The 23,175-nt window shown below is 49.0% G+C and carries 20 protein-coding genes; 9 read left to right on the plus strand and 11 right to left on the minus strand.

Annotated features, from left to right (window positions below):
* Positions 1-85: 85 nt before the first annotated feature.
* The 5 genes from ASG16_RS04005 to ASG16_RS04025 form a co-directional block, all read right to left on the minus strand.
* Positions 86-3,196: an efflux RND transporter permease subunit gene (locus ASG16_RS04005; protein WP_056486795.1), complete on the minus strand. Its 3,111-nt coding sequence runs from the start codon at positions 3,194-3,196 to the stop codon at positions 86-88.
* Positions 3,193-4,425 (minus strand): efflux RND transporter periplasmic adaptor subunit, encoded by a 1,233-nt coding sequence (locus tag ASG16_RS04010; RefSeq protein ID WP_056486792.1) that lies wholly within the window; start codon positions 4,423-4,425, stop codon positions 3,193-3,195. The genes ASG16_RS04005 and ASG16_RS04010 overlap by 4 nt, the downstream gene beginning before the upstream one ends.
* 32 nt (positions 4,426-4,457) lie before the next feature.
* Complete coding sequence (locus ASG16_RS04015) at positions 4,458-5,084, minus strand: TetR/AcrR family transcriptional regulator (RefSeq protein WP_056486790.1); 627 nt, start codon at positions 5,082-5,084, stop codon at positions 4,458-4,460.
* 130 nt (positions 5,085-5,214) lie between these two features.
* A complete protein-coding gene (locus ASG16_RS04020; protein ID WP_056486786.1) occupies positions 5,215-5,943 on the minus strand; it encodes a polymer-forming cytoskeletal protein in 729 nt (242 codons plus the stop codon).
* Between the two features lie 14 nt (positions 5,944-5,957).
* Positions 5,958-6,581 (minus strand): YhbD family protein, encoded by a 624-nt coding sequence (locus ASG16_RS04025; RefSeq protein ID WP_048035145.1) that lies wholly within the window; start codon positions 6,579-6,581, stop codon positions 5,958-5,960.
* A 139-nt stretch (positions 6,582-6,720) separates the two neighbouring features.
* Between ASG16_RS04025 and ASG16_RS04030 the strand changes: the two genes are divergently transcribed.
* Complete coding sequence (locus tag ASG16_RS04030; protein ID WP_056486783.1) at positions 6,721-7,734, plus strand: hypothetical protein; 1,014 nt, start codon at positions 6,721-6,723, stop codon at positions 7,732-7,734.
* Positions 7,735-7,826: 92 nt separating this feature from the next.
* On the opposite strand, the gene ASG16_RS04035 is transcribed toward ASG16_RS04030, so the two are convergent.
* Positions 7,827-8,759 (minus strand): RluA family pseudouridine synthase, encoded by a 933-nt coding sequence (locus tag ASG16_RS04035; RefSeq protein ID WP_056487204.1) that lies wholly within the window; start codon positions 8,757-8,759, stop codon positions 7,827-7,829.
* Between the two features lie 536 nt (positions 8,760-9,295).
* Positions 9,296-10,408 carry an aminopeptidase gene (locus ASG16_RS04045; RefSeq protein ID WP_056486780.1) on the minus strand — a complete coding sequence of 371 codons (1,113 nt, stop codon included), beginning with the start codon at positions 10,406-10,408 and terminating at the stop codon, positions 9,296-9,298.
* Positions 10,409-10,976: 568 nt separating this feature from the next.
* On the opposite strand from ASG16_RS04045, the gene ASG16_RS04050 reads away from it, so the two are divergent.
* Both ASG16_RS04050 and ASG16_RS04055 read left to right on the plus strand, forming a co-directional pair.
* A complete protein-coding gene (locus ASG16_RS04050) occupies positions 10,977-12,224 on the plus strand; it encodes an MDR family MFS transporter (RefSeq protein ID WP_056487203.1) in 1,248 nt (415 codons plus the stop codon).
* Between the two features lie 83 nt (positions 12,225-12,307).
* Positions 12,308-12,955 carry a hypothetical protein gene (locus ASG16_RS04055; protein ID WP_056486777.1) on the plus strand — a complete coding sequence of 216 codons (648 nt, stop codon included), beginning with the start codon at positions 12,308-12,310 and terminating at the stop codon, positions 12,953-12,955.
* 53 nt (positions 12,956-13,008) lie between these two features.
* Here the strand turns inward: ASG16_RS04055 and ASG16_RS04060 are convergent, their stop codons facing one another.
* Together ASG16_RS04060 and ASG16_RS04065 are read right to left on the minus strand one after the other, a co-directional pair.
* Positions 13,009-15,744 (minus strand): DUF4855 domain-containing protein, encoded by a 2,736-nt coding sequence (locus ASG16_RS04060; RefSeq protein WP_056486774.1) that lies wholly within the window; start codon positions 15,742-15,744, stop codon positions 13,009-13,011.
* A 36-nt stretch (positions 15,745-15,780) separates the two neighbouring features.
* The gene (locus tag ASG16_RS04065; protein ID WP_056486769.1) at positions 15,781-16,938 is read right to left on the minus strand and encodes a THUMP domain-containing class I SAM-dependent RNA methyltransferase; all 1,158 of its coding nucleotides are present in this window, start codon (positions 16,936-16,938) and stop codon (positions 15,781-15,783) included.
* A 205-nt stretch (positions 16,939-17,143) separates the two neighbouring features.
* Here ASG16_RS04065 and ASG16_RS04070 point away from each other — a divergent pair, with 205 nt between their 5' ends.
* Positions 17,144-17,950 carry an Fpg/Nei family DNA glycosylase gene (locus tag ASG16_RS04070; protein WP_056486768.1) on the plus strand — a complete coding sequence of 269 codons (807 nt, stop codon included), beginning with the start codon at positions 17,144-17,146 and terminating at the stop codon, positions 17,948-17,950.
* Between the two features lie 16 nt (positions 17,951-17,966).
* On the opposite strand, the gene ASG16_RS04075 is transcribed toward ASG16_RS04070, so the two are convergent.
* A complete protein-coding gene (locus ASG16_RS04075; protein WP_056486766.1) occupies positions 17,967-18,875 on the minus strand; it encodes a GNAT family N-acetyltransferase in 909 nt (302 codons plus the stop codon).
* A gap of 143 nt (positions 18,876-19,018) precedes the next feature.
* Between ASG16_RS04075 and ASG16_RS04080 the strand changes: the two genes are divergently transcribed.
* Positions 19,019-19,429, plus strand: coding sequence for a 2Fe-2S iron-sulfur cluster-binding protein (locus ASG16_RS04080; protein ID WP_056486764.1), 411 nt, complete (start codon positions 19,019-19,021; stop codon positions 19,427-19,429).
* Positions 19,430-19,462: 33 nt separating this feature from the next.
* Positions 19,463-20,104 carry a thiamine diphosphokinase gene (locus ASG16_RS04085; RefSeq protein ID WP_056486761.1) on the plus strand — a complete coding sequence of 214 codons (642 nt, stop codon included), beginning with the start codon at positions 19,463-19,465 and terminating at the stop codon, positions 20,102-20,104.
* Between the two features lie 78 nt (positions 20,105-20,182).
* On the opposite strand, the gene ASG16_RS04090 is transcribed toward ASG16_RS04085, so the two are convergent.
* Complete coding sequence (locus ASG16_RS04090; RefSeq protein ID WP_056486758.1) at positions 20,183-20,872, minus strand: uracil-DNA glycosylase; 690 nt, start codon at positions 20,870-20,872, stop codon at positions 20,183-20,185.
* 223 nt (positions 20,873-21,095) lie between these two features.
* Between ASG16_RS04090 and ASG16_RS04095 the strand changes: the two genes are divergently transcribed.
* The 3 genes from ASG16_RS04095 to ASG16_RS04105 all read left to right on the plus strand — a co-directional run bounded on the left by ASG16_RS04095 (position 21,096) and on the right by ASG16_RS04105 (position 23,109).
* A complete protein-coding gene (locus ASG16_RS04095; RefSeq protein WP_015893706.1) occupies positions 21,096-21,611 on the plus strand; it encodes a stalk domain-containing protein in 516 nt (171 codons plus the stop codon).
* Between the two features lie 204 nt (positions 21,612-21,815).
* Positions 21,816-22,709, plus strand: coding sequence for an arylamine N-acetyltransferase (locus ASG16_RS04100; RefSeq protein WP_056486755.1), 894 nt, complete (start codon positions 21,816-21,818; stop codon positions 22,707-22,709).
* 76 nt (positions 22,710-22,785) lie between these two features.
* Positions 22,786-23,109, plus strand: coding sequence for an antibiotic biosynthesis monooxygenase family protein (locus ASG16_RS04105; protein WP_048035159.1), 324 nt, complete (start codon positions 22,786-22,788; stop codon positions 23,107-23,109).
* Positions 23,110-23,175: the final 66 nt, after the last annotated feature.

Here is a 23,175-nt window from a genome sequence, read left to right on the forward strand (position 1 = left end):
TTTGATTCTATCATATCATACGACAGGGTAGAGAGAAAAAAGTAACAGCGACGAACCTCCTAAAAGGTCGTCGCCGCTCTCAAACCTACATCATGTCTGCCTCAGGCCCATACAAATCCGGGCGCTTTGCGGCTTTTTTCGCCAGCTTTTTGATCTTGTGCTGCGTCAAAACCATATAGAAGGACGGCACGACGATCAAGGTCAAAAGTGTCGAGAATGCCAAGCCGGAAATAATGGTGACTGCAAGCGGTTTGAACAAAACGTCACCCGAAATAGCTAACGGCATCATACCCGCAATCGCTGTAAGCGAGGTCAAAAGAATAGGCCGCAGTCGTGCCTCACACGCAGAAATAACCGCCTGCTTCAGCTCCATGCCTGTATGACGTGCCTCCTCGATGAACTCGATCAAAACGATCCCGTTACGCACCACGATGCCCGCCAAAGCAATAATCCCCATCATCGTCATAAAGCCGAGTGGCGTCTGTGTCACGAACAAGCCGATCAAGCTCCCCGATACAGCGAGGTAAATCGTACTGGTAACCAGTACAGGAATAGTCAAGGAATAGAATTGCATCGCGATTAAAATCAGGATCAGGAAAACGACAAGAATCGAAAGTTTGCCCATGTCGATAAAAATATCAGTCTGCTCGGAAGTCTCGCCGCCAATCTCATAACGGTATCCTTCAGGCAAGGACATGCTATCGAGCATCGGCTTGATCTCTGCCATTACTTCTGTCGCCGTTCTAGCTTTCAGATCACTGGTAACTGTCACGCTCCGCGACAAATCACGATGCGGGATCGTCTGTGTACTAAAAGTTGGTTTTACTTCCGCAAGCTGTGACAACGGAATCAGCTCTCCACGCGCATTGGCGATGCTGAGCCGCTGGAACAGCAATGCAGGGTCTTCCTCACCTTTTTGCAAGAACAGCTTCATATCTATCAGGTCTGAGCCCGTATCAAACTCGCTGACGGTAATGCCTTCGCTCACCAGACGCAATGTCGTGGACAAGTCCGTGTAGTTGACGAGCTTTTGCTCCATCAGCTCTTTATTGACGACAAATTCCAAGGTGTAGCGTTCTACCCCGAAATCGTCTTGCACATTGTACGTTCCCTCTAATCCGGCAACCTTTTCTTTTGCTTGTGCAGAAAGAGAGCGCAGCGTCTCAATATTCTCTCCATAAAAACGAATCACGACTGGTTTTCCAACCGGTGGACCTGCCTCCAACTGCTTCGTCAAGATACTCGCTTCCGGATACAGCTTTTTGAATTCCTCCGTCCACGGTTCCAGTATGTTCTCGAGATGGGTCTCTTTTTCATTATAACGAACCACTAGCTGTCCGACGGTAATGCCGCTTCCGGCAGCTGTATCTCCACCGAACATTTTCGGTGCACTGCCTCCCGCGTACGCAGATACTGTCTCGATGCCAGGCTGCTTCAATACCCAGCCTGCCGTCCCGCGCACCACTCGGTCTGTTTCTTCCAGACTGTTGCCCACGGGGAGACGAATATCGATAAGAAACTGCGGGCGATCATCGTTCGGGAACAATTCCACCGGAGTGAGCGGTATCAATCCATATGCTGCCGTTCCAATCAATACGCCAATCATTCCTGCCAAAAGCGGTCGCTTCAAAATTTTCGGCATGAACTTGCTGGCATACCATTTGGTCAACTGCAACAATTGTTTCCCCAAAAGTCCAGCGGGCTTGCGATACCCTTCTACGCCAGCCTTTCTACGTTGCTCATACCATTGGCGAAAGATCGGGATGATCGTCAGCGACATGATCATCGACGCCAGCATCGTCATCGAAATAATGACAGGAACCGGACGAATGAACTGCCCGACGTTGCCGCTCAAAAACATCAAGGGCGCAAACGATGCAATCGTAGCCAGCGTAGCGGTCGTGATCGATATCGATACTTCCTTGGCGCCGTTAACCGCCGCAGCCATCGGTTTTTCGCCAAGGACAGACAGTCGCCGCTCGATATTGTCATTGACCACCACGGCGTCATCGACCAAGATCCCGAGTACAATGATCAACGAAACGATCGATATCATGTTGAGTGAAATACCCAGGGATGGCAGGAACATCAGCCCCACTGCCAAGGAAATCGGAATCGCCATCGCTACTACCAACGATGTGATCAGGTTCAATCCGAGTGCACACACCACCAAAACTGCGACGATGGCAATCATCATTTCCCGGGTCAGGTCGCTAAAAAGCTCATCCACGCGTTCATTTTGACTATAAATCGAGTGTCTCTCGGCCCCTGCCGGAAGTGTTTTATCCAGAGTCACCATCATCTCGTCTACGCGCTTCTGCAAGGACGGCACATCACTTCCTGTCTCTGCATTGACGCTGATCGTGATCGAAGGCTTCCCATTGAAATACGACGTTGTTTTCACCGTCTCCGTCGTCATTTTGACCGAACCGATGTCCTTCAGATAGATCGGGAAGCCCTCTTTTGAACGGGAGATAATGACTTTGTTCAGCTCTTCGACATCTGTATTTTCCGCCAGCTTGAGCTGGTAGGTCCGTTTTTCTGTGGTCAGGTCGCCAAGCGGGATTTTTTCATTTTCCTTTTTGACAGCCATCATCACCTGACTCCACGTGATCCCGTACTGGCTCAGCTTTTGCGTATCAACCTCGATGTGGACTTCCTGCTCCGGTAGACCTTCCACCAGTACATCCGCTACGTTCGGAATCGTGCGCAACTGTTCTTTCCACGATTTCAGCATGGTACGCATGCTGTACAATTCCTCACGCGTGTCAGCGGTAACCGCAAACGATTGGACAAACGTACGATTCAAATCATCATTGATGATTGGTTGTTTCGCATCGGCTGGCAGATCAGCCTCTGCGTCCTTTACCTTCTTTCGCAATTCATCCCATTTTTGCTTCGGATCTACATCACTCTTTGCTTCCACCATGATAAAAGAGACTCCCAGGGAAGAGGAGGAGGATATATAGTTAAGTCCCTGCAATTCATTAATTTTTTCTTCCAGCTTTTTCGTAACAGCCTGCTCGACCTTTTCCGGCGAAGCTCCAGGGTAAACCGTCGTGATCGTTGCCATGTTCACGATAATATCCGGCATCTCTTGCTTAGGCAGTTGAAAAAAGCTGAGGGAGCCTACAAGTACAATCATGCTGAAAAACAGGAGCGTGATTTTGCGTTTTTGTACGATGTACTTGATCACGGTTGTGTACCTCCTGCCGCCTCGATTGGGTCGCCGTCAAACAAACGGTCCACCCCTTTGACGATCAGTTGGTCTCCTTCTTTTAATCCGTTCTTGATCTCGAGCTTGTCACTTACAATCTGCCCGATGGCTACGCTTGTTTTGACAGCCTTCCCTCCTGCATTGACGAAGACATGCGCGTCATCTTTTCCTCTGCTGATGACTGCTTCCACCGGTACGTAAACGCCTTCATGCCCCGTTACCGTTTTGGTCGCTTTCACCACCTGACCAGCAAACCAGTCACGAGCTTGGTTGGCGATTTGGACCTCTACGCCAATCGTTCCGGTATTTTGGTTCGTGGCAGGAAATATTTTTGTCACTTTGCCATCCCGTTTTTGTCCATACAGGTCAAGGGATACCGTCTCGCCTACTTTCCATGCAGAAATCTCACGGTCAGGAACGGGCAGTACGACTTTTAAAGTGTCGATGTTGCCGACTTGATAGACGGGGGTACCTGAACCGACCAAATTGCCCGCAGACGAGAGCTTGGCGATGATCGTCCCGTTAATCGGCGACCGAAGCTGCGTTTTGGCGAGCGTATTGGCTGCTACTTCTTTGGCGATAATCGTCTGATTGTATACAGCCTGCGTCAACTGTTTGTCTTCCGCACGAGCCCCTTGAGTAACCAGTGAATAAGACTGCTGTGCGTTTTGCAAATCCTTTTGCGCAATCGTCAGTCCATTTTGTGCACTTTCATACTCGCTTTTGGAAATGGCGTTTTGCTGGTAGAGCTTTTCAATCCGGTTGAAATCATCCTGCATTTTTTGTAGTCCTACTGTTGCCTTCTCCACAAGCAAACGCGCCTGCGTCACTTCTTGCTCTCTCGCGCCATTGTTTACCTTGCTAAGATTTGCCGCACTCTGCTGCACGGCAGCACTGGACGAAGCAACCTGGAGCGAATAATCTGTGGCGTTTACACGGGCGAGCACATCTCCCGCTTTAACCGTGTCCCCTTCTTTTCGGTTCATCTCCACAATACGACCGCCTACTTCAAAAGAAACGAGTGCTTCCTCCAAAGGAGCCAGCGTACCAGACAACTCTGTGACGGTGACAGCCTGCTCCTTCTTCACTGGCGCAACAACGACATGCTTCACTTCCTTCTCGGGTGCCGAAGCAGGTTGTTGCTCGCTGCAAGCCGTCGTAGCCAAAAGTCCGATCATCATTACAGATACAAGCCATCTTCTCTTCATGACTTCCTCCGCCCCTATGTAGCTATGCTGTTTTATTTGAGTCCTCTGATGCCTTGTAGCAAGATTTCAGAAGCATTTTCAAAAAGCTCTTCTTCTACCATTTCGATATCGAGATTGACCCGATACTTCGCCATGAAGGCATAGAAGAAAGTGGAGACGAACATAAGAGCTGCCGTGAACGAATCTGCCTTTGGCAAATGCCCTTGCTCCTGAAATACCAGGAGCTTGTTGGACAATACCTCGACTGCGGTCATCGGCAGGCTACTGAACATCTGCACGACCTCCGGGTGGTTATCCGCTTCAATCATGCAGATCATGAAAATTTCTTTGCGCTCGACCAATAAGCCGTAATACGTACGTGCGTAGCTAACCAGCATTTCCTTGAGATCAGAAAACTCGCCTTGCAACCCTTGCTCCAACTGCTCTCGGACATCCATGATTTCTTTCAGGAGCTCTGTCAAGATGCCTACCTTGTTCTTGAAGTGACGAAATACCGTTACCTCATTCACCCCTGCAAGCTCAGAAATCTTGCGTGTAGTCGCTCCCTTGTATCCCTTTTGTGCCATTAGCTGACGTGCGGCCGATAAAATTCGCTCACGGGTTTCCTGTTCCTCTTCGCCTCTCCCCCCCAGCTTTGTTTCTATATCTGGGTGATCCATAACGCACCTCCTTGCCAAGCAAGCAATTACTTGCATTTTCATATTTTTCCAAACCCATTATATAAAGGGATTGCATGCATGTAAATACTTGCATGCAGTTTGGGATGTTCTTTTTTCATTTTTTCAGGGCTTAACGCTTTGTCAGTGTCTTAATTTGTGAGCTCGGGTCTTGCTTACATTCTGTGCTGTATTCGACCAAGTCAATTTCGCAGTCGGGGCCAATCTCGATCTTGTTGCCGCGAACGACCCTGGCCTTTGTGTTTTCCAAATAGATTTCGTCACCTTCAATCGTCTCTACGGACAAGGTATTGTTGAGAAAATGCTTCAACAGCTTGCCCAAGGTGCTATTCCCAGTTCGACGCACCTCGATGTGCTCTCCGCCCATTTCTTTTGCCTCACAACTACCATGCAGAAGTACCTCGATTCGCCCTGCATTCAGAAGCCCCCCGATACTAAACGCACCGTTTGCCCGGAACACTTCCGCTTCGCAATCCCCTGCGGTTTTCAATGACCCGAGAACCTTTACGTCCTCGCCTGCCATATTGCCCTGTACTTTGACGTTGCCACCTACTTTTAGACTCGTAAAATTCAAATCGTCCGCAACATCAAGCTGACCATATACGGACAACGTATCCATATTTACTTTGCCTTTAATTGACGCGTTGCCCTCTACTCTTGCCGAAGATCCAGTGAGATCTCCCGAGATACTGACATGTCCGGCACAATGAAGCGACTCGCACTCTACGTTGCCATTGATCTTGCCGTAACCTTGCACATCTACTTTGTTGTATACGCCACCCGTAGCATTCACTGCACCATGAAAGATCAAATCTGGCTTGTTATTGTTCTCGTTCTGCATGATATGGTCTCCCCCTACAAATATTTTCCTTTTAATTCCTCGATGCAATTGGCTAGATCAAGCCGCTTCACTACCTTTACACCGCTATCAAAATACAGTTCGGTCGAGCCAGGCACCAACACGAACGTAGAAATCCCCATCTTACGCATAAAGATCAGCTCACAAGGCTTCCCTTCGAATTTGGGATAGTGGCTAGCCAGTACCTGCAGCAATCCGCCGCCTTCTTCTACACTTAAGTCTCCAGCCGCCAAAAGCTTTTCCAAGACATAGGCGTATAGGGCCTGCTGGAAGGTAAAGGTTCGTAAGCTCCCGAGAAAAACGTTAAACACTTCTAAAGAAGTAGTCGAAACAATGTTTCGTGCCAATAATTCATCTGCGGTCAATGATGTTCCACTCATACTTGGTGAAAACATGTCCGCCAATTCATCCAGCGACAGGTCGTCTTTCATGTTCAGAATCTTGTCGATTCGAGCCAAAATCTGTTCACGTGGGAAAAAGGTTTCTTGCCCTGTAAAAGTCGCTCGGCGAATGAACCACTCCTCCGGAATCAAATTCTTTCGTTTCCATCGGTACAATTGTCCGTACGAAATGCCAGTAAGCTCCAACAGGTCCTTCTTCGAGATATGATTTGTGTCCAAGTGAAGCACCTCCAAAAACAATGTAACATAACACTGTTACGTTATTCAACTACAGACTGTTTGACACCTGGATGGCTGTCACAAAATCCCCTTAGCTGGATCAAATAAGTGATTTGAATGCAGAAAGGAAGCATGACATATGAAAAAACAAACACTTGCGGTGACAAGTATGATTGCCTTGCTGTTATCCGTTGCATCTCCATTTACAAACACACAAGCGCCAGCATATGCAGCTAGTCAGGCACCAGCAGAAGAACCAAAAATGAAAACCCTTGCTCAGTTAAACAAAAATGTCGTAGAAGCGGCGAAACAGGCGATGCAAAATCAGGCTGGCGGCGTGCCGATTGAACTGGACGAGATTATCGGAGAAACGGCAGATTGCTGGGTGATTGCGGCCAAAAACAACAGAGGTGAGGTGCTCGTTACCAAGCAGGAGGGAAAGGTTGTATCCATATCCGTGAAATTAAAATGGAGCGAAGTGGCTGCTGATTTGCAAAATACAGCTACGAGCACGTTGAAAGGAATGGATAATCAGCATGCCTTTACGATTGATTGGGTAGAACGGATCAACTGGGGAAAAGAAAACATTTGGCTGTTCAAAGGGCAAAATGTATCGGTCAGCATTGACGCTGCCACCAGGAAGGTTAACACTGCGACATTGCATTATACAAACGGGCAAATGAACCCCAAAGTGGTCGATACAGCGCAAAAGGCGCTAAAGTCTCTTTCCAGCGGTAAAGCATCGGCGCTGCTCCCTGACGTAACACTGGTGAAAGAATCGGAAAAACGCCTGGATCAAGTATGGATTTTCATGGATACCCAACGAAAATACAGAATCGTCATAGGGGCGAAAACAGGGAAAGTAGTGGCAGCGACCATGATCAGTGAGTTCAAAGATGGGAACTATACCGCGGACGAAGATATTCCCAAGGTATTTGCCAAACCATTCTTTACAAAAGAAACGGCGATTGCTGCTGCCAACCCGATGATGAAAAAGGTTTTCAACCTCGATCTGACTGGATACAATGTTTCGTCCAAATATAACGTATATACGTTTACCAAAAAGGGGAAACCGACTGTTACGGCATCGATCAACAAAAAAGGAAGCTTCTATGATTTCGCCGTTACGCCGGAAAATGGCTTGATGAACTAGGGAAACTGGACGTTAGCCGGACACAATCTCCCTTACCAAATACACAAGCTGAAAACCACCTATTAAAGGTGGTTTCAGCTTGTTGCCCGTTCTTATGAAAACTCCGCTTGCATCAAGCGTTTCATATCAGATGGTATCGGTGCCTCGACTACAATCTCTTTTTCGAGAAGCGGATGCAAAAAGGACAACTTCGAAGCATGCAGAGCCTGTCGGCGTAATAAGCCTCTCGCTCCCCCGTACATCGTATCGCCAGCAAGCGGGTGTCCAATATGGGCAAAGTGAACGCGAATCTGATGGGTACGACCCGTTTCCAGCCAGACGCGGGCGAGCGTCATTCCCTCAGAGGTCTGTTGTACCTCGTAATGCGTGATGGCAGGATCGCCACTCTCCACGACACGGCGCTTCGTCGGATGACGCGCATCTCGGCCGATTGGCGCATCAATCGTTCCAGCTCCCTCTGACAGCACACCACTGGCAACCGCAAGATACTCGCGATGAATGCCCCCTTCGCGCAGCAGCCTGTCAGCCAATTGATGACCATAGCTGCTTTTGGCTACGAGAATAGCTCCCGATGTATCTTTATCCAGCCGATGCACAGGATGCACGCTCGTCTGCTCACCCCGTGCCGTCAGTAAGGCAGCAAGTGCATGTACCAATGTGTCGGTCTCCTGTTTAATCGGGTGCACCATCATGCCTGCCGGTTTGTTGGCAATCAAGAGATGATCGTCTTCGTACAAAACGTCGATGGAGGGTATTGGTGTGATCGGTCCCGCGGGCTTCGAATCATGCTGGGGCTGCCTAGGCGCTTGCTCTTGTCTCTCGATAACACGAACAGCGATTGTATCTCCTGCTTTTACTTGTCTTTGCAGGAAGGGCTGCTTGCGATTGAGCAAAATCCCCTTGCTTCTCGTCAGCCGCTGCATCATACGACCTGACACGTTGAGCTTTTGTCGGACGATTTGTTCCACGTTCATTCCCGTGTCTTGTTCACTGACGATGTATTCGATCCAATCTTTGCGGCTCACGTCTAATCCCTCTGTTCCATGCTTTTTTCTTATTGTAGCAAAAGGATGCCAGAGATGCTCGTCTGTCCTGCTCCAAAGACGGTTGTCCTCCAACTGTGGTGGTCGGGGAAAGCCCTGCCACATGTCTTCCAGTCGCCTGTATCCTCTCTTCGTTCGGGCGGTCTCCTTCCAGACATGTGACAGTGCTTTCGTACAGCTTGGGTTTACTTCGTACTTTTAGAGCGTTTTGGTTGTTACTCAGGGGGGAGAGAAAAGTTAACCAACAGACCCGTAGGAAGAAGCGCATTTCCAGTCCAAGCGCCTCTGGAGCCCAACCCAGCGGAGGAATAAATAGCGGGGAATTTCAGCTTCACTTATGAAATCCTTCCTCGAAACTTCTACGTTTGAAGCGCTCCCGCTATTTATTCCGGAGCGAACAGTCAATCCCCCTTGCGGGGCGTAGGCCGAAGCGTAGACTGGAAATGCGCTTCTTCCTCACGACAGCTACGTAAAAAAACAAGCCACCATGCTAAGCATGATGGCCCTGTCCTTTCGCTTTACCCTTTTAAGTTTTCCGGATTGAGTCCTTGCAGCTCTGACAAAACGAACAAACCGTCTTTGCGAATCAGCACATCATCAAACCAGATTTCTCCGCCGCCGTACTCCGGACGCTGGATGTTTACCATATCCCAGTGGATTTGGCTGCGGTTGCCGTTATCTGCGTTGTCGTATGCACGGCCTGGTGTGAAGTGGAAGCTGCCGGCAATTTTCTCATCGAACAAGATATCATTCATTGGATGCAGGATGTGCGGATGCACACCGATTGCGAATTCCCCGATGTAACGCGCTCCTTCGTCTGTATCGAAAATTTGGTTGAGTCTCTCTGTGTTGTTAGAAGTCGCCTCGACGATTTTACCGTCTACAAACTTTAGACACACATTTTCGAATTTCGTGCCCATGTAGCTTGTTGCTGCATTGTACGTAATGGTTCCATTCACGGAGTCACGCACAGGTGCTGTAAAAATCTCACCATCTGGAATATTGCGCAGGCCAGAGCAAATGACACTCGGAATGCCCTTGATCGAGAATTGAAGATCCGTTCCCGGTCCAACCAGACGCACTTTGTCGGTGCGGTCCATTAATTGCTGCAAAGGCAAGAAGGCTTCGTGCATCTTTTTATAGTCAACAGAACATACGTCAAAATAAAAGTCTTCAAAAGCCACGGTAGACATGTTGGCATTTTGCGCCAAAGCCGTGGTCGGGTAGTTGAGTAGTGTCCAGCGTACATTGTTGGTTAGGTAGTCATTCAATTCTTGCATCACACTTTGGTGTGCACGACGACGCTCTACCGGAACATCGGCCATCTCACTGTCGTTAGACGGACCATTGATGACAATATATGTATCCAAATCTTTGTACATTGGCTCTTCCCATTTCGCCAAATGAGTCGCACGCTCTGCACTTGCACCGAGCATCAGCTCACGTTGGATAGACGGGTCAATAATCCGTACGAACGGATAGGCTCTCAAGTCGTATGCCTGCCTAACCAATTCCTTCGCCAAATCGTGACCCTCGCCACGAACTTCAATTAGCAAGCTTTCTTTTTCCTTCAGGCGTACAGAATGGCTTAGCAAATTTGTAGCCAGCTTGACGATGCGTGCATCCCGCATACGATATCCCCCACATTCCTAACATGATTTGGTTATGTTAAAAAATATTTTACCGAATGGAAGCACCTTTTTCAATTCTATATGTTCTTGGTACTATTCGAAAAAAACGAAAAAATTATCTTGCATAAATTCGACTCTTTCGAGTATTCTAATCAACAAGAGTTTACCTATGTAAAAAATTTGAAAGACGGGAGTGCTGAGTTCATGGTGTTTTCTGTAGTTATCTTCGCTTAGGTGGGGCCTCTCTTAAGGGGCACTGCCTCTTACAACCCTATCAAAAGCTAGAAGCTGCAGGATGCCTGAACCGCTTCCGTCTTTTTCCCGATATGAATTGTGGGCCATGTTCTCGGATGAACAGTCGGTTTACTGTACCTAAAACCATAGGTAGGTAACCGTCTCTCTTTTGTACTCCGTTGAACTGGTGATTTCCCGCCACCCTTGTATCGTTTGATAAAGCGCAAGCGGAAGAGCAATGTCTCTACCCCGTTTGCGCTTTTTTACGTGGAATTTTTCCAAGAAGAGAATCGAGGTCAAGGCACCTGCTGAAATGAATGGAGGAATTCGTGTCATGATTTGGCGTTCGTGGGATCTTAATTTGAAAGTACGTCTCTTTGGTGAATTGATTACGCACACCTTTTTTTGGATGTACTTTCCGTTTATGGCGATTTATTTTAGCGATACGTTCGGGAAGGATGTAGCGGGACTTCTGTTAATGGTGCCGCCGCTGCTCGGGATGCTGTCCAACCTGTTTGGCGGATATTTGGCTGACCGGGTAGGGCGCAGGTTCACCATGCTGCTCTCACTCTGTACATCGACGGTGATGTTCGCGCTGTTTGCGTTCTCTCCGTCTCCTTGGATCGACTATCTTGCCTTCATCGGGATCGGGATCGCTGGGGCTCTCTACTGGCCAGCCAGTTCCGCCATGGTGGCTGATTTGACAACAGAAGACGATCGAAGAATTGTCTTTGCTACCTTTTACACAGCGATGAACATCGGGGTGGTCGCAGGTCCCGTATTGGGTTCTGTCTTTTTTGTTCATTATCGCCCACAACTGTTGATGTTCTGTACCATTGTTGAGTTACTTTTTGCGATTACCGTCTTTTTCCTGATCAAAGAAACGCTGCCTGAACACGTCCGTCAGGAGAAGGCGAAGGAACGTTTTTCCCTGATTCAGCAATTCAAAAGTTACGCCATTATTTTCCGAGATAAAGCATTTGCCCTGTACATTGGAGCCGGGGTTTTGATCGCCATTGGATTCATGCAGTTGGATATTTACATGGCGTTGTATGTCAAAGAGCATGTTATACAGCAACCATTATTCTCGTGGGGCAATTGGACATATTCTGTGGGAGGAACCAGCGCATTCGGCTGGCTCATGGCCTTAAATGGTTTTTTGGTGGTTCTGTTTACACTGCCAGTCACACGCTGGTTTGAAAACTGGAGCGATCGTAACAGCCTCGTCATCTCCTCCATCTTATTCGGTCTCGGCCTGTTCTTGATGGCCTTTACGACGAATATTTGGCTCCTGTTCGGCTGTATGGCGATTTTGACATTCGGCGAGCTGATGCGCACACCAGTCGCCCAGAGCTTCATCAGTAAATACTCGCCGGAGGACGCACGCGGTCAATACATGGGAGCTTCTTCGCTCCAGTTCTCGATTGGTCGCTTCATCGCTCCCCTGACGATCGGACTATCCCAATGGCTCGCTCCTGTTGGCGTATTCGGTGTCATCCTGGGCTTAACCCTAGTCAGTGCGTATCTGTATATCATTTTGTTCCGGATGATTGGTACCAAAGAAGTTAGCAAGAGTAGCTAGCTAGAGTAGTCCATATCCGTTCTACCAAATCCCCTCCTCTCATATAAATGAGTCATAGATAGCTTGACCAGGAGGGGATCGTCATGAACCAGCCGAATGCCTTTGCTGCATTCAGAGAGCATCGAGGTGTCGTCTACCGAACTTCTACCTATCTTCAATGGGGACCAAATTCAGAGGGTCATCGTTCTCTTGGGAGCTGTCTCTTGCTGAACCCTGGTAGTGCCAAGCTTTTTCGTGAAAGACCTGCATCTGGTCATAGCATCATGGGTCAAACCACACTCGATCCCACCATGCGACAATTGATCCGGCTCGTGGAGGCGATCTACGGAACACGGGCATTGGCAGGCAGATTTCATATTTACAACCTGTTTTCCGTACAAAATGCTGCTGCCGTGAGTGCTATATCTCATTTTGAGCAACTCATTGATGAGAAAGAAACGACGCTCGAGGCTCAGCTCGTATCTACACAGGAACTGCAAAAGCATCCGTGGCTCCTGCTCGGTTGGGGGCTTTCCCATCACCATTCCTGGCAGCAGTTTTCTTCGCTCAAAAAACTGTGGAAACAACGGATCGCAGCAGCAGGAGTACCGACCTTTGGCAAGCCCTGCCCCAAGGGAATCGATTACTACCATCCGAGCCCCCCTCTACATGCGACGAAAGAAACGATCATGGAGGAACTGGTCGAGATCTATAGGAAAACGATTGGGCGAAAATCGGCCCATCCGCTTTAGATAAAAAAAGAGTCTGTCTCCCTACAAAGAGGAAACAGACTCTTTTCCATTCACTACGGCATCTCGCTACCCTCGAAAAATTCTGTTCTGTCAAAACGACCGCGCATCCATTTGTACGTATCATCATAGATGGCGCGCTTGACAGGGTCCGTGCTCTTGACAGACTCTAGCAATGTCTTGGAGCCGAAGTAGTAAGCGTGTACGTTGTCTTTATCCATCCCCAGCTTGTGGGTGGCAACTAACTGATTGTAGTAGGTCTGATAGAACTTCGGATCATTGTACATCTTCCAGTCGCCTTCGATCTCGATGTCCATGTCGTACTTGTTGACGACATCCAATACCCCTTGAATGCGGTCAATTCCTACCGGCTTGTCGCTGTAATAGCTCGGCTGCAGGAATGCTTTATCGAAATAAAGAGATTTCCACTCGGACACTCCTGGTGCACCGAAATACGGAATCCAATAGTAACGCAACGCCTCATCATGCACCATGCTACCCATGTCACGAATCAGTTGGCGCTCTTTCGGTGCACTATCCTCCACCAGCTCATGGAACCAATAGATTCCTTCCAGCTTCAGATAGGCGTATTCTTCCTTGTTCCAGCGCTTCATGAGCTCCTGGAAGTACCATTCCAACGCAGCTTTGCGATTCAAATACGCTTGCTCTTCCCCAATTCCCGCAGGGTTGAAGGAGAGGGATGGTTTCTTTTCATTCAGCTGACCAAAATTGGTCTGATTGGCATTCGGATACGGCAGCGCCAACACGACATTTTCCTGCGTCGGTGTTGTATACAGCGTTCCGCGCAGTCGGTTGTACTCCCGCATTGCCTGGTTGAGAGCGTCAAGCTGCTTGTTTGAGCCGAACAAATCATTCATGTACATTGTCCAGCTTTCCTTCGTAGCAGGAATGGTCTGATACGGCAGGAACAAAATCGTGTCAAACATCTGATCGCGCATATAACCATCTACGGTGCGGTAGCCAACCATCGGGAGGAAATCCTCTTTGGTCCATGTTCCGAGTTCGCCATGCTCTCCGGTATAAGCGAGCAGCATATTTTCTACACGACGACCTGCTTGTTTGGCTTCTTCCAGCTTCGCCGGGTTTGGTGGCGGCAGCAAGACAGCGCCATTGTTCCACTCGCTATCCGTTTTCGCCCATACCTCCAACTGGCGAGCGAACGCAAATACTTTCACCGGGAAGGATACCCGGACATAGCGGGTGTTGACGTCTGGCAGGGTTACGCTCAATGTGCGTGTAACCAGCTTGTCCTCTTTGGCGGAAACATCGTGAACGGCTCTTCCCGCATACGACCACACTTTTCCGTCGCGAGATACCTCGACTTCCATGTATTCTGGCATCGTGATACCCGAGGTCTTCTGCTGCTTAAACGTCAGCGCAACTCTCTCCAATGGCTTCGCTTCGTCGAGCTCAACGGTCACCTTGCGCCCAAACTGACGGTGGTATCCCGTCCAGTCTTCTGTAGGCGTAACAAGCCCGCCTACTGGACCCGGATACTGCTTCTCCAGTTCCTGGAAATACGAGTCTGGCGCTCCAAAAGTAGTAACCGCTGTATAGCTGCCTGGTGCGATATTGACCAGTTCGTCCTGCTTTGCTGGCTCCTCAGCCTCTTCTTTTGGATCAGCAGGCTTCGTAGCATCCGCTTCTGTTGTTCCTTTGTCTGCGTCTGGCTTTTCTCCCTCTACTACCGTCTTGCTTTCATCGACTTTCGTTGCCGAATCATTGGAGGAAGTCACCGGTGCAGTCTTTGTCGTGTCCTCTGCCTTTTCAACAACTGGCTTACCAGCGTCCTTGATCTCAACCGGAATTGTCGTCGTTTTGTAGCCGACTGTTACCGTGAGATTTCCTTTTCCTGCTGTAAGACCTGCAACAAAGGTTCCGTCAGCCGAGATGGTTCCCAGCTCGGGACGATCAAAAGCGAAAATAGGTGTAAACGGCAACTCATCTCCGCTGATACTGCTTACCTTCAAGCGTTGGCTCGTGCCAGCAGCCAAACTCAGCCGCTCTACATCTACCTTGTATTTCACCTGTTCTGCTTGCTGGTAGCGTGCATCCAAGACGCGCTCAGCGATCACAGCAGCCTCCGCACGCGTGACGGTTCCTGACGGATTAAACTTACCGCCTGCACCTTGCATCCAGCGCTGATTCGTTACTTCTTCCACGGCCGTTTTGGCGTAGTCGGCGATCTCTTCTTCATCGCTGTATGCAACAGGAGTCTGACCAGCCACTTTGGTCACAGAGCCCTCTTTCATCAAACGAGACAGCATGACAGCCAGCTCTTGTCGTGTAAGCGGGTCCAGAGCACCCATGGTGTGCTCACTTCTGCCGTTCATCACACCCAACTCAGATAGTCCATATACGTACGGTGCATAAGGACTTTCCAATGGCATATCTTCAAAAGCTGCATCCTCGATTTCTGTTGGTTGAAGACCGATTACTTTTGTTAAAAGCACCGCAATATCCTGTCGAGAAATCGTGTTTTGTGGGTTGAAGCGGTTTTCGCCCTGGCCACTGATCATATGAAGAGCTGCAAGTCTGTTTACGGCTTTACTGGCGTAGCTGTTGCCCAAATCCGTAAACTCCGTGTGCGCTTCTTCTTGCTTTTTGAACTGATCTTCCAGCTTCTTGGTCTCTTCTGCTGGTTTCCCGCTCTCCACCGCCGGTTTCTCTGGCTCTGTCGCAGCATGAGTCAACGGCGTGCTTTGGACCAGTAATGTAGCTGCTGCCAATAGCGCAGCCAGCATTCTGCTCCCGAATCGTTTCTTACTCATTGCATTTTCTCCTCCAATTATGCCCCTTCTTTATGTTTATTCGGTCGGGGTAACCATCGGTCCGCGCGGCGGTCTAGGTCCGAAAAACTGATAGTAATCTACCTTGATATTTCCGTTGTAGAGCTTGCGCTTTTTGCTTGCTGTACGACCAAAATGCTCCTCAAACTGTTCATCGGACGTAATAATGTAGAAAGACCACGTATCCATGGCAGCAAAGGTTTTCCCCATTTCGCCATACATCTTGGCAACCTGCTTCCATTCTCCCAAACGCTCCCCATAAGGTGGGTTGCAAATCAAGTAGCCGTATTTGCGCTTGGTTCGCACATCCCGCACATCCATGCGCTGAAAATGAATCAGGTCATCTACACCAGCCTCAGTCGCGTTGTGGCGGGCAATTTTCAGGATCTCGTCATCCATATCTGTCCCGATAATCTCCAGCTTTTGATCATAGCGCGCCAAATCATGCGTTTCTGCGCGAGCTTCACGCCAAGCTGTTTTCGGAATGATAGGCCACGTCTCCGAAACGAATTCCCGGTTCATCCCCGGAGCGATGTTTTGCCCGATCAACGCCGCCTCAATCGGAAGTGTACCCGATCCGCAGAATGGGTCCATGAACACCCGGTCAGGCTTCCAGCGCGACAGCATAATCATCGCCGCAGCCATGGTTTCCTTCAGTGGCGCTTGTCCGATCAATTCCCGGTAGCCGCGCTTGTGCAGGCCCGGTCCTGACGTATCAATCGTCAGCGTCGCCACATCCTTGAGAAGTGCCACCTCGATCTTGTACAGCGGCCCTAGCTCATCGAACCACTCGCGCTTGTAGGTCTTTTTCAGACTTTCTACCACCGCTTTTTTCACGATGGCTTGGCAATCCGGCACACTGAACAAGGTAGATTTGACTGATTTCCCTTCCACAGGAAACGTCCCATCCTCTGTGATCCAATCAGCCCAAGGCAACGCTTTTGTCTTTTCAAACAGCTCGTCAAACGTAGTCGCTTTGAACTCCCCTACCTTAAGACGCACGCGGTCGGCAGTTCGTAACCACAAATTTGTGCGGGGAATCGCAGAAATATCTGCGGTGAACGTTACCTTACCGTTTTCCACCTGTACCGGTCCGTATCCGAGCGCCTTTACCTCTTCTGCTACTACTGATTCCAAACCAAAAGTCGCCGTAGCGATCAATTCTACTTTTTGCATATGTAATCTCCTGTCCGTCCAATAATCCTTCGGGCAATGCCCTCATCCTACTACCTTACATATTATATTACCCCATTTCCTAATAGCGTTGGTAATCTTGTCTAAATTCAAAAGACCCATCACCAAAAAACAGTGACGGGTACGGCATGTGGATCATCCATATGGGAAATCCTACGAAAAACTTTGCGTACGGGAGGAAGTCAACGTGCCAGAATTACCTGAGATGGAGACCTATCGCCGACTGCTACAGGAGAAAATCGGTGGCGGAACGATTACAGCCTTACACGTTCAACGGGAAAAAACGATCAATCTGCCGCCTGCGGAATTTGCTCGACTGCTCCAAGACAATCGCCTGACACTTGTCGACCGACGCGGCAAGCATCTTCTCTTCCATCTGGAAAGTAGCCATGTCCTGCTGCTTCATCTAATGCTCGGCGGTTTTCTATACCTGGGCTCTGCGGAAGACAAGCTGAAGCGAACCGCCCAAGTGACTCTTTCCTTTGGAGAACGACTTTTATATTTTCACGGCCTCCGTTTGGGCTACCTGCACTTGCTCACCAACGTTCAGATCGACGAAAGACTGGCTCCTCTTGGGCCCGAACCATTGGACCCGCTGTTTACCTTTACCCGATTTACGGAGCTGCTCGCTGACAAGCGCAGCGTCCTCAAAACGGCATTAGTCAATCAGCATTGGCTGGCGGGTATCGGTAACTGCTATGCGGACGAAATCTGCTTTCATGCCGCCATCCTGCCTACCCGGACGATCCCGACACTTTCTCTCGAGGAACAAAAACGACTGTATCATTCCATGCAAACCGTGCTCAATGAAGCGATTCGATTCGGGGGCTACATGCAGCCGCTCTTTTCTGGCGATTCCCTGACAGGTGGCTTCGATGAGCGCTGCCAGGTGTACGATCGCGGTGGTGAGCCTTGCCCGCGCTGTGGACAGCCTATCGAAAAGAGCGAGCTCTCCTCCCGCAAAGTATTCGCCTGCACGAACTGCCAGCATTGACAGACGTCTTCACTCCCTAGACGACAGGGGTCTTTGCAGCTTCCATCTGCTTGATCATAAACACCTGCTCTGTCTCGGAAGGACCAAATCCCGCCGCTTGCAGTACTTCAACAAGTAAGGTATCAGCGGCACGCAAATTAAACGTAGACCGGCGGCAATCGTGTGCAAGCGGGCCATACACATGCGCGAGTGCGGTTTTCAAAATGTCAGGTGCATCAGGATGCTCTGGCTGTGCTACACATTGACGCAGCACGATCCCACTCACTTTGCCTTCTTCGTTTACCGCACACTTGTACATCGCATAGCCGACCGCCTGCCCCTCTCTGTCTTCTACGAGCACGGCCTGCGCATCTCGCAGGTTCAGCCAGTAATTTTGCCAAGGGACATCGGTTACGTAAAACGGCAGCATGGCGGCTTCCTGGGCCAAAATGCGCCGAACCCGATAATCAGCCTGCACATTTGTCTGAAAGGCATTCTCTGCCAGTGGTCCGCTCTGCTGCAAAAACAACAGACGATCCACGACGTCATAGCCTTTTTGCTCATACAAGGCAATCGCTTTGGTATTTTGGCTCAATGCCTCCAAGGTAGCTACCTCCACCCCTGCCTCCATGTACAAATCCAATGCTGCCTCAATCAGTTGCTTCCCTACTCCTTGTCGGCGATATTCCGTGGCGACACCCGTACCACCATTCCACGCGACTTTTTTCTCTGCAACTGTCCTCATCCCGCTGGCCACTACGCCAATCGGCTCCGTGCCGTCAAAAGCAACCACAGACAGGGACAACACGTATCCCTCGCCCCCCAGTCGCTGGACAAGCATTTCTTCTGTCATCGTAAACTCGATAAAATAGCCTTCAAATCCTCGGTTCCACGCTTTGGTCACTTCTGCAAAGGTACAGTCGCTCATCCGTTTGATGGTAATCATGGTATCACCTTCCTGGTTTTTGATAAAAATATTTTAATCGATAAAATCTAAAAATTCAATCATTTACGGACACTTTCTCCAGCTTTGTCACCCACACGCCTGACATGGTAATATGAAAAAAATCACTTACTCGGGAGGTTCCTATGCGCAAACAGCTTACGGTTGGCTCGCTCATTCCTGGACGATCTGGCGTACAGATGTCGAGTCCAGCTCCCGTTCCGGTGCATACGCATACGTCTTTGAAAAAAACAGAAATGAGCCCGGCTCGCCCCCAATCAGAGCAAAAGCTCGTACAGGTGAAGCAACGCTCACAAACGATGCCAGTCCGGTACACTCCCTCCGAGACTCTATTACAAGCTGCGCTCGCGCAAGATCAACCCATCGCTTACAAATGCCAACAAGGGCATTGCGGCAAGTGCCATGTACAGATCGTAGCAGGTGCATCATTACTCGACACCCCAACCGGACAGGAAAAAGCAAAGCTGGGAGAAAAACTCGCTACAGGCTATCGCCTTGCTTGTCAGAGCACATTTCGCTCTTCGATTCCTACATAGAGGATATTTTTAAAAGAAAAAGGTGGCCGTAGCATGAATCCTACACGCATCCTACTATTCGCTGGAGGCAATCTGGACAACTGGGCGATCCAAGAGATTCGCGAAAATGATTGGCTCGTCGGCGTTGACAGAGGTGCCTTGTTCCTCGTTCGCAACGGTCTTGTACCAAGATTGTCGATCGGTGATTTTGATTCTGTCAGCTCCGAGGAAATGGCAGAAATTGAACGCCACAGTATGCACATCTCCTCTTGCGATCCCGTTATGAAAGATTTAACCGATACAGAGATGGCCCTTACTTGGGCAATCGAGCAACAGCCCGAGGAAATTGTGCTGCTTGGCGTGCTCGGCTCTCGTTTTGACCATATGCTGGCAAACGTACACTTGCTGAACAAAGCGTTGCAGACGGGCACCAACTGCCGCATTCTTGATGAGACCAATGAAATCCGTCTGATTGACCGCCATTGTACGATAATGCAGGATCATTTTGAGCATATCTCCCTGCTACCTTTTACACCGGAAGTCACAGGGATTACCTTAACTGGATTCCTTTATCCGTTGAAGGACGCTACCCTGCGGATCGGCGACACGCTTGGCATCAGCAATCTTCTAACGCAACAGACTGGAACGATCACGATTCAAACGGGCAAGCTGCTCGTTGTCAAAAGCAAAGATTAATCGGCAGAAAAAGAAGGATCTCCCTTGCATGATGCAAAACAATGGAGATCCTTTTCCTTTTACCTGCAAAAATACAGGCTACTCTTCCTCAACCTGCATCGGCAACTGCCAATCAATCTCTTGAATCCCGCGCGAACGCAAAAACTCATTGGTCCGCGAAAAAGGACGGCTGCCAAAAAAGCCGCGATTCGCCGAAAATGGGCTTGGATGCGGGGAGGCGATGACGAAATGCTTGTTTCGATCAATGAATGCCGCCTTCTCCTGCGCATGCTTTCCCCACAGGATGAAAACGAGTGGTGTCTCCCGATCGTTCAACAAATGAATAATTCGATCCGTAAACGTCTCCCACCCAATGTCCTTGTGCGAATTCGGAGTGCCACGGCGAACCGTCAGAACAGTGTTCAGCATCATGACCCCTTGCTTTGCCCAATGATTCAGGTAACCGTGCTGGGGAATTTCAAAACCGACATCGCTTTTCAGCTCTTTGTAGATGTTGACCAGAGACGGCGGCGGCTTGATTCCCGGCTTGACCGAAAAGCTCAATCCATGTGCTTGTCCCGGTCCGTGATACGGGTCCTGCCCCAAGATCACAACCTTTGCATTCTGATATTCAGTCAGGTGCAGCGCTGTGAATATATGAAACATATCTGGGTAAATGGTCTGCGTCTGATACTCTTCCTTCAACGTCTGCCGAAGCTTTACATAATAGGGCTTCTCGAATTCATCGGCCAATACGGGGGCCCAGTCATTTTGCAATATAGTAGCCATGTTCCTCACCTTGTCCGCTGTTTTTTTCTACCTTACCACAAACCTTTCAATCACTGAACCACTGATTCGAGAACTAGGACCATTCTGATTTAGTCCTATTTTTCCCATGATTCCTAGTCTTTGTTTCCTAGTACCCTCGTTTGATAGCTTTTCTCCTATGATCTTTGACATAATGATTGCTGGGAAGATTTAGAGAAAAGAGAAAGGGAGAGGGTTTCACATCATGAAATGGGACATCAAGTCATTTTTGGGGGGCATTGTTGTAGGTTCGGTGCTCTTTTCCGGAATTGCCATTGCAGCACCCGCTTTTCCAGACGCGGAAGAAGGAATGAAAACACCGTTCACCTACTACTTTGACGGGTTGCCGAAATCACCAAACAGCGACGTACAAGGCATCATGTACAAAAACTCCGTCTATGTACCAATCCGCTTCGTAGCAGAGAACCTGAACAAACCGGTCATTTACGACGCGAGAACCAAATCGATTTTCATCGGTAAAATTCCATCAGCAAAAATGTACTCCAAAATGGAAGCGATCGAGCTCGTGAAAAAGAAATTCGCTGGCAAGCTCTCGCCGACACATGTAGTCGAGTACGCTCACGACGACGAAAAAGGTCACTATGTCATTCAGGTGTACCAAACAGTCGTAAACAACTTCCAATCTGGCGACAGCTACACCAGTACGTATGGCTGGTTCGTAGTGAACCCGAATACCGGGGAAATTAAGTCGTTATTATAATTTCTTCTGCACTTATCTTATTCGTACCAAAAAGACAGCGGACTAGGGACCCGCTAGCACCGGAGGATATCCTTCCGGTGCCTTTTTTGTTTCCTGGAAAAATTTAGGTTGATTACCACTTGTCCCATATGATACGATCTCCCTATCAACACTTAACAAACATTTTCATTTATTATTTATTTTATGTAAGGAGTGAACTTGTTTATGTCTACCTTACCGAACTGGGCGAGTTTATACCTTCAACGTCTACAGCTAGATCGCAAGTCCCCTAGCCTCTCTTATCTCAGCCAGCTCTGTCGTGCGCAACTGCAGATCTTCCCTTATGAAAATGTAAGCAAGCTGCTCTTCTTCCGTGACGGAAAACACGTAGCACCAACCCCTGAGGAATATGTGCACAATGCGACCCACTATCATTTCGGCGGCACATGCTATACCACCAATCACAGCTTTCTCGCGCTGCTTCGCACCCTTGGCTTCTTCGGTCACCTCATTTTGCCAGGCGGTGGGCATACTGCCATCCTGATTGATGGTCCGAACACAGGAGATACACCCGTCTATGTGGATACAGGGGCTACCGCGCCTATCTTTGAGCCGATTCATTTTCTGGAAGAGGGGAACCATGCCAGGCATTTTGGCACTGTTTCGATGGAATTGACCAAAAGTCCCGATCATCCTGAACACTATCGCTTTACGCGGTATGAAAACGGAAAAGTGGCAATTCCTCCGTGGGATTTTCATCCGGACGAACGAAAAGAACTGTCCGACTTATCGGAAGTCATCCGCTCCTCTTTTTTACCAGACGCCTTCTTTTTGAATCGACTTCACATACATCGTTTTCAACTGGAGCAAGATCGCTTCGTGGCCCTCAAAAACAACACTCTCCACATCGGTTATTCAGATGGCACAGACCAGATCACACCCCTCCACACTGTCTCTGATATAGAAGCTGCCGTAGCCGATGAAATGCAATTGCCACTTCTCCCTGTTCGCGAGGCGATAGAAATCCTCCTCGAACGTGGTATTGATATTTTCGCTGCTCCCAAAAAAGAAGAAGTCCCACTTGAAAACGAAGCTCTCGATCGTCCTACCATTTGCTAATATCTGGTTGACAATGATAATATTTCTCAATAATATGGAAAAGTAGGGAAATGGTATATAAGGAGTGTCGCACTTCATGATGATGGAAATAAAAACATACGTCGTCCAGGAAGGTCATTCTGACAAAATCGTACAAGGCTTTAGCGAGCCTGGTGCTGTTGAGAAGGCTCCTGGTTTTGTAGATTTAAGCGTGCTGGTACAGAAGCCACGTAAAGGTGAAGAAGAAGTGGTCGTCATGATCCGCTGGGAATCAAAAGAGGCGTGGAAGCAGTGGGAGCTGAGTGACGTTCATCTGGAAGGTCACCGCCAAGCACGTGAAGAAGAAACCCCTGAGTGGTACATTAGCGGCAAAACTGGCCATTACGAGCTGAAAGCGAAAAAAGATCCGCAGCCTTCGTAAATACAAACAAACCAGCCCGGACCTCGGAAAAACTCCGATCCATCCAGGCTGGTTTTTTATTTTCCT

Origin of the sequence: Brevibacillus sp. Leaf182 (genome assembly GCF_001423865.2) — a bacterium.
Classification (GTDB): Bacteria; Bacillota; Bacilli; order Brevibacillales; family Brevibacillaceae; genus Brevibacillus; species Brevibacillus brevis_C.